Origin of the sequence: Cupriavidus respiraculi, from assembly GCF_914271545.1 — a bacterium.
Taxonomy (GTDB): domain Bacteria; phylum Pseudomonadota; class Gammaproteobacteria; order Burkholderiales; family Burkholderiaceae; genus Cupriavidus; species Cupriavidus respiraculi.
Genome location: NZ_CAJZAH010000002.1, coordinates 1,571,944 through 1,582,458, shown reverse-complemented (window position 1 = coordinate 1,582,458; position 10,515 = coordinate 1,571,944). Strand labels below are relative to the sequence as shown.

Below are 10,515 nucleotides of genomic sequence, written 5' to 3'. Positions count from 1 at the left end.
CTGATCCGCCAACGCTACCCCGACCTGCCCGTGCTGATCCTGTCCACCTACCCGGAGGACCAGTACGCGATCAACCTGATCCGCGCTGGCGCGTCCGGCTACCTGACCAAGGAAAGCGCGCCGGACGACCTGGTCAAGGCGATCCGCACGGTGGCCCAGGGCCGGCGCTATGTCAGCGCGACCGTGGCCGAGCTGCTGATCGGCGGCCTGGAAAAGCCGACCGACCAGCCGCTGCACCAGACGCTGTCCAAGCGCGAATTCCAGATCTTCTGCAAGCTCTCGCGCGGACAGTCGGTGTCGGTCATCGCCGACGAGCTGTTCCTGAGCGTCAAGACCGTGAGCACATACCGCTCGCGCATTCTGGAAAAGATGGGCATGAAGACCAATGCCGATCTGACCTATTACGCCATCAAGAACGGCCTGGTCGAATAACGCCGGCACGGCGGCAGCGCAACCGCATCGGCAAATACCCCGCGCCCCGTGTCTGCTGTAGGACGGACCCGGATACTTGGCCCCATACCCCATTGCTATTATCGAACCATGTTGGATCAAGCCGCGGCTACTTCATACCGGGCGCTGCGGGTCCTGCTAATCGAGGACTCGGCGGTCCTGCGGAGTATGTTGCTGGAGTATCTGAACGCATTCTCCTTTGTCGAGTCGGTGGATTGGGCGGATACCGAGAGCGCAGCAATTCGCCTCCTGGAGAGGGGCACGTACGAGGTCGTCATCGTGGACCTGCAGCTGCGCCAGGGCAATGGGATCAATGTGCTGCGCGCCATGCAGAAATCCGAGGTCAGCGGTATCCGCATCGTTTATACGAATCACGCTCAGGTGTCGACTTACCGGCGCCAATGCGCCGAGGCCGGCGCCGATTATTTCTTCGATAAATCGCTGGAGCTCGAACAGGTGTTCCGCGTAATCGAGGAGCATGCGCAAAGCCGAATTGAAGGCCCGGTTTTTTATCGCAGCGGCACGCTGCCGCAACAACACCACGCAAGGAGATTGACATGAAGAAGCTGATCGCGCTGTTTGCCCTGACCGGTGTCGTGCTTGTGACCGGCTGCAACACCATGGCCGGTGCCGGCAAGGACATCGAGCGGGGTGGCGAGAAGGTCCAGGGCGCCGCCGAAAACACCAAGCAAAAGATGTAAGCCACGCGGTCGGCCCGTTCCGATCGTGAAAGAGGGGCTCCCGCGGGAGCCCCTCTTTCCGTCTGGACCGTTGCCTCGGCGCCGCGCGGTCCGCGCCCGGCGCCTTTTCTATTCCTCTTCCTCCACCAGCGGGGGCGCGACGATCTCGTCTGTCAGCGGCACCTCGACGCGGATGGTCACCCCCTGGCCCGGGGCGGACTGGATGTCCAGCGTGCCATTGAGCGCAGTCATGCGCTGCTCCATCCCGAGCAGGCCGTGGTGGCCCGATACGCGCCGGCTCTCGTAGTCGGGCGGCAGGCCGCGGCCGTTGTCCTGGATCTGCATGACCAGCACGTTGTCGGCGCATTCGAGCGTGACGGACACCTCGGTGGCCTCGGAGTACTTCGTGGCATTGGTCAGCGCCTCCTGGGCGATGCGGTACAGCGCGATGGCGGCGGCATCCCGCAGCTGCGGCACGTTGTCGTCGACCCGTACGTTCGCCTCCCAGTGGTTGCGCGTGCTGACCTCCTCCGCGAGCTGGATGATCGCCTCCTTCAGGCCCAGGTTCAGCAGCACCGTGGGCCGCAGATCCTCGATCAGGCGGCGCTTGATCTGGATGCCCTGGTCCACGTGCAGCATCACGCGGGTGATCTTTTCCTCGATCTCCGGGTGGGTGCCCTGCAGGCGGCGCCGTACCCAGTGCATGTCGAGCTTGGCGGCGGTGAGGATGGCGCCCAGTTCGTCGTGCAGCTCGCGCGCCAGGCGCGTCTTCTCGTCCTCGGTCACGCGCTGCAGGTGGGTGGCGAGCGCCGACAGCTGCCGTGTGCGCGAGCGCACCATGCGGTCCAGGCGCGCGCTTTCCTCCTCCAGCTCGGTGCGCTCGGCCTCCGCGATGGCCAGGCGCCGCGAGTGCTGCAGCCCGACGATCACCAGCAGCACGATGTTGATGGCGGTCAGCAGCCCGATGCCGTAGCGCGACAGGCTGATATCGCGATCGGCGTTCTCCAGGCTGCGCGACACCGACGCGGCCGAACGCGCCTGCAGCGTCTCCAGGCCGGCGCGGGCGCGCTCCATGGTCTGCTTGCCGAAGTCCGTGCGCACCAGGTCCAGCGCGATCTCCACGTCGCGCTTGCCGTAGATCAGGGTCAGCTCCATCTCCGTCAGCTTGCGGCTGATCAGCAGCGACGTCTCGCTGAACAGCTTGAGCGCCTCGCCGTCGTTGGCGTAACGCGCGCGAATCTCGCTCATCAGCGCATTGATGCGCGGAATGGCGCGGTGGTACGGCTCGAGGTAGCTTTCCTTGCCGGTCAGCAGATAGCCGCGCTGTCCGGCTTCGGCGTTGACCAGTTCGGCCATCAGCGCGCTGATCTCGCTTTGCACGTGCTGGGACTGGATCACGTTGGAATAGCCCTGGCGCAGCCGGATATTGCCCGCCTCGGACGCGATCAGCACCACCACCGTAAGCATGATGCCGCTGGCCAGCAGCAGGGTGGACTTCAACGATCGCAATGACAACTGCTTGAACATGTTCGCTTCCCGTGGTCGATGCGGCGTGCTCGCTCGGCTCGGGCAAGCGGGCAGTGCGCCACATCCGCGACGATGGAATCACAACGGCAGGACCGGGTCAACACGTCGTTTTCCTACGCCGCGGTCGGTACCCGCCGGGCTCGCGCGGCGCGTAGGAATTGGCTGACAGGGGAATCGGTGGCGCAGGGGTGTCTGCTGGAAGTGCACATTTCTACCATGCTTCCATGACCTTGCGCACTGTCGCGCAAGCCCGCACGGGATGAAGGAGAACTGCAATGCTGAAATGGGCACTGATCTTCGCGGTGATTTCGGTAGTGGCCGGCCTGCTCGGCTTCACGGGCATCGCGGCCGGTGCCGCAGGCATTGCGAAGGTGCTGTTCTTCGTCTTCCTGGTGCTCTTCGTACTGTTCCTGGTGCTGGGCGTCACGGTCTTCAAGGCGGTAAAGCGATGACGCGGTGACAGCCGCCGCGGCCTGGGCCGCGGGTCACAGCCTCGTTACAGTCAGATCCATCAAGGGAGCCTCATCATGTTGTATTACGCACTGGTCTTTTTCGTCATCGCTCTGGTTGCCGCGGTATTCGGCTTTGGCGGCATCGCCGCCGGCGCGGTGGAAATCGCGAAGATCCTGTTCTTCATCTTCCTCGTGGTGGCGCTGGTGACCTTCGTGATGAGTCTGGTCCGAAAGGGCCGGTGAGAGTCGCCCCCTGCCCCAACAGCGCCGGACCGGCCTTCGCGCCGGTCCGGCGCCAGCTTGAAGGAGAAACAGCATGCTGACTCGCAATCCGAAAGTCCGTTCGCAAGTGCATGACCTGGCCGACAGCGCCGGCAACACCGTGCGCACCATGGCCCAGGCTGGCCGCGATACGCGCAGCGCCGCGCGTGATGCGGTGGCCCCGGTGGTGACCGAGGTCCGAGGTCTGATCGACCAGCTGCAGCAGACCATCGACGTGCTGACCCGCGAGGGTTCCGCCGAGGCCGCGCAGGCCACCCGCAGGCTGCAGGACCGTGCCCGCACGCTCGCCGACCAGGCGCGCAACATGACCGCCGCCGGTGCGGAACGCGCCCGCGAGCGCATGGACTACGCCGTCGAAGGGGTGCAGCACCGCGTCCAGGAATCGCCGCTGAAGGCGATCGCCATTGCCGCGGCGATCGGCGCGCTGATCGGCGTGATGTGCGCCGGCTCTAGCCACCGCGACCAGGAGTAAGCGCGCCATGCCGGGTTCGCCCGGCCGTTCCCGGCGCCACGTCGCCGGGGCGCGCGCACCAATACGATAAGACCGGCCGGCGCAGGCGCCGAGCCAGTCCCCACAGGAGTCGTTCAAACATGGATATCCCAGTCAAGGATCGGGTCGCCGGCCAGCAGGCCGGTGCCCAATCCGGTCAACCCGGCAGTACCTCCGCTTCCGCTTCGGGCGGCGGCACCGCGACCCAGCCCGGGGGCGGTTTCCTGTCGGATATCGCCACGCTGCGCGAGCGCGCCCGCCGGCATATCGAGGATGGCGCGGTCACGGAGAATTACGGTGCCGACCGCGAGACCGTGCTCAAGCTGCTCAACGAGGCGCTTGCCACCGAGCTCGTGTGCGTGCTGCGCTATCGGCGCCACCACTTCATGGCCAAGGGCATTCACGCCGAGTCGGTCAGCTCCGAGTTCAAAGTGCATGCCGACGAAGAGCAGGCCCATGCGGACCGCATCGCCGCGCGCATCGTGCAGCTTGGCGGCGAGCCCGATTTCTCGCCCGACGGCCTGTCGGCGCGCAGCCATTCGCAATATGTCGAGGCCGGCTCGCTCGAGGAAATGATCAAGGAAAACCTGGTCGCCGAGCGGATCGCCATCGAGAGCTATCGCGAGATGGTGCAGTACCTGGGCGACCGCGACCCCACCACGCGGCGCATGCTGGAAGAGATTCTGGCGGTGGAAGAAGAGCATGCGGACGAGCTGGCCGACATGCTGGCCGAAGGCTAGGACGCCTTTGCCGTTGGATTGATTTGCCGCGACGGCGGCCCTGCGAAGGGCGCCGCGCATCGATGCCGTCGCGGCGCCTGCGGGCGCCGCGGCCCCCGGGTTGCGGTGCTCTCCCCCGACGCCGCAATATCTGCAGTTCTCCCCCTTGGGTCGCCCTGATCCGTCACGCCCTGCCGGTTTTCCCGGCCGGGCGCTTTCTTTTGTCCGCCGCTCAGACGCCCCACAACACGTCGCAGCCCTCGCGCTGCGAGGCCCGCAGCATGTCGAGCAGCGGGAAGGCGCGCTGGCCCAGATGCAGCGGCTCCTCTTCCTCGTCGTCCTCGCGCCCGGACTTGCCGGTGTCGCCGTGGTGGGCGTACTTGTCGTCGATCACCGCCGATTCGAGCCGGTGGATCGCGTGCGGCAGTTCTTCCTTCGTGATCACCCCGCGCTCGCCCAGTTGCTTGCCGATGATGCCCAGCAGGGTGACAGCGAGGTCCCGCATCATGATCAGGTCCTGTGCCGCGTGGGATTTGAAGGTAATCAGCATATCGTTTCCTCTTCGGTCCTCTTGAAAGGGTTGCCGGCGTGCTGTGCGTCCCGGGGCGGGGGCGTCCGCGGCCGCGCAAAAGATGTGGCGCCAGCGCATGGTGTCAGCATAGCACCTGATAAAATCCGCGTTCTGCAATTCATCGCCCTGCCACGCGTCGCGGCATTCCCATGCCCACCGTGACGGCGTCGCCACAGCGGCCAGGCCGGGGCGACGCCGGACAACCGCCCCAGTGCCCCGAGATTTCTTCATGCTGCCTGTTCAGACCTCCACCCTTGCCGCGGCGTTCACCGATGCCGTGCGCGCGCTTGCCCCGGCCGATGCGACGTTGCCCGCCGTGACCTTCGAACGTCCGAAGGTCGCCGCCCACGGCGACCTTGCCTGCAACATCGCGATGCAGGTGGCCCGAGCGCTCAAGAGCAATCCGCGCGAACTGGCGCAGCGGATCGTGGAGGCGGTCAAGGCGGACCCGCGCGCCGCCGCCCTGGTGGCAGCGCTCGATATCGCCGGCCCGGGCTTCATCAACCTGCGGCTCACGCCCGCCGCCAAGGCCGACGCGCTGCGCGCGGTGCTGGGCGAGGGCGACCGCTATGGCGCCCAGGCCGAGGGCGCGCGCGGGCAGGTGCTGGTCGAGTTCGTCTCGGCCAACCCGACCGGGCCGCTGCACGTCGGCCACGGCCGCCAGGCGGCGCTGGGCGACGCGCTGGCCAACCTGCTGTCGTGGCAGGGCTTCGCCGTGCACCGCGAGTTCTACTACAACGATGCCGGCGTGCAGATCCAGAACCTCGCCGTCTCGGTGCAGGCGCGCGCCCGGGGCCTGAAGCCGGGCGACGCGGGCTGGCCCGAAGCCGCCTACAACGGCGACTACATCGGCGAGATCGCCGCCGATTTCCTGGCCGGCAAGACGGTGCGCGCCTCCGACGGCGAGCCGGTCACCGCCTCGGGCAACGCCGAGGACATGGAGTCGATCCGCCGCTTCGCGGTGACCTATCTGCGCAACGAGCAGGACATCGACCTGCAGGCCTTCGGCGTCAAGTTCGACCGCTATTACCTCGAGTCGTCGCTGTACACCGACGGCAAGGTGGAGGCCGCGGTGCAGTCCCTGGTCGCCAGGGGCAAGACCTACGAGCACGAGGGCGCCTTGTGGCTGCGCACCACCGACGACGGCGACGACAAGGACCGCGTGATGCGCAAGGGCGACGGCTCCTATACGTATTTCGTGCCGGACGTGGCCTACCACACCACCAAGTGGGAGCGCGGCTTCGCCAAGGTGATCAACGTGCAGGGCAGCGACCACCACGGCACCATCGCGCGCGTGCGCGCCGGCTTGCAGGGGCTGGACATCGGCATTCCCAAGGGCTATCCCGACTACGTGCTGCACAAGATGGTCACCGTGATGAAGAACGGCGAGGAGGTCAAGATCTCCAAGCGGGCCGGTTCCTATGTCACGGTGCGTGACCTGATCGAGTGGAGCAACGGCGGGGACGAGACCATCAAGGGCTGCCTCGACGCGGGCGTGGCCGACTGGCCGGCGCACTTCACGCGCGGGCGCGACGCGGTGCGCTTCTTCCTGCTGTCGCGCAAGGCCGATACCGAGTTCGTGTTCGACGTGGACCTGGCGCTGCAGCAGAACGACGAGAACCCGGTCTACTACGTGCAATACGCGCATGCCCGGATCTGCTCGATCTTCGAATCGTGGGGCGGGGCGGACTGGGAAGGCCGGCTCGCGGAGCTGGCAGGGGCGGACCTCGGTCCGGTGACCGGCGCCGACGCGAGCCCGCAGGCGCTGGCGCTGGGCCAGCGCCTGGCGGACTTCCCCGCCATGCTGGCCGGCGCCGCGGCCGAGCTGGCCCCGCACGCGGTGGCGTTCTACCTGCGCGACCTGGCGGGCGACTTCCACGCGTTCTACAACGCCGACCGCGTGCTGGTGGACGACGAGCCGGTCAAGCTCGCCCGCCTGGCCCTGCTGGCGGCCACGCGGCAGGTGCTGCGCAACGGCCTGGCCGTGATCGGGGTGTCGGCGCCGCGCCGCATGTGAGCCTGCCCGCTCCCGCGCCTACCGGGCCGGCGCGCCGCCTCGCCGGCGCCGCCAGCGGTGGGTCGGCACGAGGACTCGCACTATAATCGCGCCATCATCCAAGAGGACTTCATGCAACAGCAACGCAAGCGCGCCACGCGCAAGACCAGCCGCGCGCCGCAGCGCGGCGGTACGGTTCTGGGACTGGTGCTCGGCCTGATCATCGGTCTGGCGATCGCCGTGGTGGTGGCGCTGTACATCACCAAGTCGCCCGCGCCGTTCCAGCGCAAGGGCGGCGCCAAGCCCGCCGAGCCGGGCAATGTGGTCACGCCGCTGCCCAATACGCAGCAGGAGCCGCCCTCCGACCCGAACAAGCCGCTGTGGAGCCGCACCCCCGCCAAGCCGGTGGGCCCGGCCGAGCCCGAGCAGCCGGTCGGCCCCGCCCCCACCGTCAAGCCCGCCAAGCCGGCCGAGCCGACGCCGCCGAAGACCGCCGAGAAGCCGGCAGAGAAGCCGGGCGACAAGGCCGCGCCGGCCGAGCGCCCGGTGGCCGATCCCATCGCCGAGATCGCCCAGGCCGATGCCAACAAGGTCGGCTACCTGCTGCAGGTGGGCGCCTTCCGGTCGCAGGAAGACGCAGACCGCCAGAAGGCCAATCTCGCCATGCAGGGATTCGAGGCGCGGATCACCGACCGGGATGTCAACGGCACCAAGCTGTACCGCGTCCGGCTCGGCCCGTACAGCAAGATCGAGGACATGAACCGCGCGCGCGACCGCCTGCAGTCGGCGGGCTTCGAGGCCTCGGTCATCCGCTTCACCAAGCAGTAGCATCCCCGGCAGAGGGGACGGCGCGCACTGAACCGCTTCGCCGCCCCGATGTCATACGCTAGTCGTTCAACCTTGAAAACACGCGCAATGAAGACATTCGCCGCTATGTTCGCCGCCCTCGCCACCGTGGCCGGTTTCCTGATGACCGCGCCGGCCCAGGCCGCCGCGCCGACCGAGGGCAAGGAATACCAGGTCCTGAAGGCGGCGCAGCCGGTGACGCCGGGCAAGATCGAGGTCACCGAGTTCTTCTGGTACGGCTGCCCGCACTGCTACGACTTCGAGCCCGAGCTCGAGGCGTGGGTCAAGAAGCAGAACAAGGACGTGGTGTTCAAGCGCGTGCCGGTGGCCTTCCGCGACGACCTGATGCCGCATACGAAGATCTTCTATGCGCTGGAATCGATCGGCAAGCTCGAGGCGATGAACAGCAAGGTGTTCCAGGCCATCCACGTGGAGCGCAAGCGCCTGCTCGATCCCAACGAGATCGCTGACTTCATGGCCAAGAACGGCATCGACCGCAAGGCTTTCGTCGACGCCTACAACTCGTTCTCGGTCACCACCAACGCGCAGCGCGCCAACAAGATCGCCGACGCCTACAAGATCGATGGCGTGCCCACCATCGTGGTGCAGGGCAAGTACGTGACCTCGCCGTCCATCGCCGGCAGCAAGCCGGTGGCCGTGCAGACCATGGACTATCTGGTGACGCAGGTCCGCGACAAGAAGCTGTGATGCGGGCCTGATGGCGCGGCGGCGGGCCGCCCGGCGGTCCCGCCGCGCCGTTCGCCCGCTGCCTTGCCGGCGCTTTCGCCGCCTCTCCCTCCCCACCGCATTTCCTCCGGCCCCCGCCCATGCGCGCGCTCAAAGTCTTCCTTACCGGCGCATCGAGCGGCATCGGCGAGGCCCTCGCCCGCGAATACGCGCGCCAGGGCGCCATCCTCGGCCTGGTCGGACGCCGCCCGGACGCGCTGCGCGCGCTGGCGGCAAGCCTGCCCAATCCCAACGCGGTACGCATCTACGCGGCAGACGTGCGCGACGCCGATGCGATGGCCGCCGCGGCGGAGGACTTCCTCGACCATTTCGGCTGTCCCGATATCGTGATCGCCAATGCCGGCGTGTCGGTCGGCACCGTCGCCAGCGAGCGCGAGGATCTGGACGCCTTCCGCGCGGTGATGGACACCAACTGGTTCGGCATGCTGACCACGTTCCAGCCGTTTCTGGCGCCGATGCGCGCGCGCGAACCCGCGGGCGGGCGCTGGCGCGGCACGCTGGTGGGCATCGCGAGCGTGGCCGGCGTGCGCGGCCTGCCCGGGGCCGGCGCCTACAGTGCGTCGAAATCGGCCGCCATCAAGCTGCTCGAGAGCCTGCGGCTGGAGGAGCGTCCCCACGGCATCCGCGTGGTGACCATCGCACCGGGCTATATCCGCACGCCGATGACCGCCCACAACCCGTACCGCATGCCGTTCCTGACCGACGCCGACGTGTTCGCGCGCCGGGCGGCGAAGGCGATCGCGGCGGGGCGGCGCTTCGCCGTGGTGCCGTGGCAGATGCGCGTGGTGGCGGCGGTGCTGCATGCCATGCCGCGCTGGCTGTACGACGCGCTGTTCGGACGCGCGCCGCGCAAGCCGCGCAAGCCCGGCGAGGCGCTGTAATGTGGCGCGACGCGCTCGGCCAGCCGCACGCGCGGGCGGGCGCCGATGCGCGCATCGCGTCGCTGGTGCCCTCGGTCACCGAGCTGCTGTTCGCGCTGGAGCTGGCGCCGCAACTGGTGGCGCGCACCGGCTTCTGCATTCATCCCGAGCCGGCGGTGCGAGCCGTGCCCAAGGTCGGCGGCACCAAGGACGTCAACCTCGACAAGCTGCGCGCGCAGGCCCCGACCCATGTGGTCGTCAATATCGACGAGAACCGGCGAGACACGGTGGAGGCGATGCGCGCCTTCGTGCCAAACGTGATCGTCACCCACCCGTGCGCGCCGGAGGACAACCTGTCGCTGTACCGGCTGCTGGGCGGCATCTTCGACCGCGAGTCGCAGGCGGCGGCGCTGTGCGCGGCGCTCGACGCGCAGATGCAGCAGATCCGCGCGCGGCGCTGGCCCGCGCGGCGCGTGCTGTACGCGATCTGGCAGGACCCGTGGATGACGGTGTCGCGCGACACCTATATCAGCCGCATGCTGGCGCTGGCCAACTGGCAGACCTGGCCCGCCGACGCCGGCGAGGCCGCGGCCTGCGAGGGCGGCGCATGCAGCCGGCCCAACGCCCCCGGCGAGCGCTATCCCACCTTCCGCTGGAGCGAGGCGCTGGTGCGCGAGCTCGACGTGGTGCTGCTCTCCACGGAGCCGTACCGCTTCACCGAGGAGCATGCCGACGCGCTGGAGCGCCAGCTCGGCAAGCCGGTGCTGCTGGTCGATGGGGAAATGCTGTCGTGGTACGGCAGCCGGGCCATCGACGGCATCGCCTATCTGGGCCGCATCGCCGGCGAGTTCTGAGCGGCCCGTTGCAGGGGTGGGTGCCGTCGCTTCAGGCGGCC

At 68.0% G+C, this 10,515-nt stretch carries 14 protein-coding genes; 12 read left to right on the top strand and 2 right to left on the bottom strand.

Annotation, left to right across the window (positions count from 1 at the left end):
• The 3 genes from LDO27_RS15085 to LDO27_RS15075 form a co-directional block, all read left to right on the top strand.
• The coding region (locus tag LDO27_RS15085; protein WP_224042471.1) for a LuxR C-terminal-related transcriptional regulator at positions 1–432 on the top strand (432 nt) is incomplete at its 5' end.
• Between the two features lie 108 nt (positions 433–540).
• Positions 541–1,011 (top strand): response regulator, encoded by a 471-nt coding sequence (locus tag LDO27_RS15080; protein ID WP_224042469.1) that lies wholly within the window; start codon positions 541–543, stop codon positions 1,009–1,011.
• Complete coding sequence (locus LDO27_RS15075; protein ID WP_222202808.1) at positions 1,008–1,151, top strand: entericidin A/B family lipoprotein; 144 nt, start codon at positions 1,008–1,010, stop codon at positions 1,149–1,151. Before LDO27_RS15080 ends, LDO27_RS15075 begins: the two co-directional genes overlap by 4 nt.
• Before the next feature lie 108 nt (positions 1,152–1,259).
• Here the strand turns inward: LDO27_RS15075 and LDO27_RS15070 are convergent, their stop codons facing one another.
• The gene (locus tag LDO27_RS15070) at positions 1,260–2,657 is read right to left on the bottom strand and encodes a CHASE3 domain-containing protein (RefSeq protein WP_222202806.1); all 1,398 of its coding nucleotides are present in this window, start codon (positions 2,655–2,657) and stop codon (positions 1,260–1,262) included.
• 275 nt (positions 2,658–2,932) lie between these two features.
• On the opposite strand from LDO27_RS15070, the gene LDO27_RS15065 reads away from it, so the two are divergent.
• The 4 genes from LDO27_RS15065 (at position 2,933) to LDO27_RS15050 (ending at position 4,621) form a co-directional block, all read left to right on the top strand.
• Positions 2,933–3,109 carry a DUF1328 family protein gene (locus LDO27_RS15065; RefSeq protein WP_222202805.1) on the top strand — a complete coding sequence of 59 codons (177 nt, stop codon included), beginning with the start codon at positions 2,933–2,935 and terminating at the stop codon, positions 3,107–3,109.
• A gap of 75 nt (positions 3,110–3,184) precedes the next feature.
• Positions 3,185–3,352, top strand: coding sequence for a DUF1328 domain-containing protein (locus LDO27_RS15060; protein WP_222202804.1), 168 nt, complete (start codon positions 3,185–3,187; stop codon positions 3,350–3,352).
• A gap of 73 nt (positions 3,353–3,425) precedes the next feature.
• Positions 3,426–3,863, top strand: coding sequence for a glycine zipper domain-containing protein (locus tag LDO27_RS15055; RefSeq protein WP_222202801.1), 438 nt, complete (start codon positions 3,426–3,428; stop codon positions 3,861–3,863).
• A 119-nt stretch (positions 3,864–3,982) separates the two neighbouring features.
• The gene (locus tag LDO27_RS15050) at positions 3,983–4,621 is read left to right on the top strand and encodes a ferritin-like domain-containing protein (protein WP_222202799.1); all 639 of its coding nucleotides are present in this window, start codon (positions 3,983–3,985) and stop codon (positions 4,619–4,621) included.
• A 211-nt stretch (positions 4,622–4,832) separates the two neighbouring features.
• Here LDO27_RS15050 and LDO27_RS15045 read toward each other — a convergent pair whose 3' ends face one another.
• Complete coding sequence (locus LDO27_RS15045) at positions 4,833–5,150, bottom strand: DUF1840 domain-containing protein (RefSeq protein WP_222202797.1); 318 nt, start codon at positions 5,148–5,150, stop codon at positions 4,833–4,835.
• A 250-nt stretch (positions 5,151–5,400) separates the two neighbouring features.
• Here LDO27_RS15045 and argS point away from each other — a divergent pair, with 250 nt between their 5' ends.
• From argS to LDO27_RS15020, 5 genes are all read left to right on the top strand, one after another.
• Positions 5,401–7,188, top strand: a complete 1,788-nt coding sequence (gene argS / locus LDO27_RS15040) for an arginine--tRNA ligase (RefSeq protein ID WP_222202795.1) — start codon at positions 5,401–5,403, stop codon at positions 7,186–7,188.
• 111 nt (positions 7,189–7,299) lie between these two features.
• A complete protein-coding gene (locus LDO27_RS15035; RefSeq protein WP_222202793.1) occupies positions 7,300–7,995 on the top strand; it encodes an SPOR domain-containing protein in 696 nt (231 codons plus the stop codon).
• A gap of 87 nt (positions 7,996–8,082) precedes the next feature.
• Positions 8,083–8,721, top strand: a complete 639-nt coding sequence (locus LDO27_RS15030; protein WP_222202791.1) for a thiol:disulfide interchange protein DsbA/DsbL — start codon at positions 8,083–8,085, stop codon at positions 8,719–8,721.
• Positions 8,722–8,840: 119 nt separating this feature from the next.
• A complete protein-coding gene (locus LDO27_RS15025) occupies positions 8,841–9,641 on the top strand; it encodes an SDR family oxidoreductase (RefSeq protein ID WP_222202790.1) in 801 nt (266 codons plus the stop codon).
• Positions 9,641–10,474: a helical backbone metal receptor gene (locus tag LDO27_RS15020; RefSeq protein ID WP_224042467.1), complete on the top strand. Its 834-nt coding sequence runs from the start codon at positions 9,641–9,643 to the stop codon at positions 10,472–10,474. Before LDO27_RS15025 ends, LDO27_RS15020 begins: the two co-directional genes overlap by 1 nt.
• Positions 10,475–10,515 lie beyond the last annotated feature (41 nt).

Bases quoted from the DNA above. Each gene is read 5' to 3' on its own strand.
- argS (WP_222202795.1), top strand. From the start codon at position 5,401: ATGCTGCCTGTTCAGACCTCCACCCTTGCCGCGGCGTTCACCGATGCC.
- LDO27_RS15030 (WP_222202791.1), top strand. From the start codon at position 8,083: ATGAAGACATTCGCCGCTATGTTCGCCGCCCTCGCCACCGTGGCCGGT.
- LDO27_RS15050 (WP_222202799.1), top strand. From the start codon at position 3,983: ATGGATATCCCAGTCAAGGATCGGGTCGCCGGCCAGCAGGCCGGTGCC.
- LDO27_RS15045 (WP_222202797.1), bottom strand. From the start codon at position 5,150: ATGCTGATTACCTTCAAATCCCACGCGGCACAGGACCTGATCATGATG.
- LDO27_RS15060 (WP_222202804.1), top strand. From the start codon at position 3,185: ATGTTGTATTACGCACTGGTCTTTTTCGTCATCGCTCTGGTTGCCGCG.
- LDO27_RS15035 (WP_222202793.1), top strand. From the start codon at position 7,300: ATGCAACAGCAACGCAAGCGCGCCACGCGCAAGACCAGCCGCGCGCCG.
- LDO27_RS15070 (WP_222202806.1), bottom strand. From the start codon at position 2,657: ATGTTCAAGCAGTTGTCATTGCGATCGTTGAAGTCCACCCTGCTGCTG.
- LDO27_RS15055 (WP_222202801.1), top strand. From the start codon at position 3,426: ATGCTGACTCGCAATCCGAAAGTCCGTTCGCAAGTGCATGACCTGGCC.
- LDO27_RS15025 (WP_222202790.1), top strand. From the start codon at position 8,841: ATGCGCGCGCTCAAAGTCTTCCTTACCGGCGCATCGAGCGGCATCGGC.
- LDO27_RS15075 (WP_222202808.1), top strand. From the start codon at position 1,008: ATGAAGAAGCTGATCGCGCTGTTTGCCCTGACCGGTGTCGTGCTTGTG.
- LDO27_RS15080 (WP_224042469.1), top strand. From the start codon at position 541: ATGTTGGATCAAGCCGCGGCTACTTCATACCGGGCGCTGCGGGTCCTG.
- LDO27_RS15065 (WP_222202805.1), top strand. From the start codon at position 2,933: ATGCTGAAATGGGCACTGATCTTCGCGGTGATTTCGGTAGTGGCCGGC.
- LDO27_RS15020 (WP_224042467.1), top strand. From the start codon at position 9,641: ATGTGGCGCGACGCGCTCGGCCAGCCGCACGCGCGGGCGGGCGCCGAT.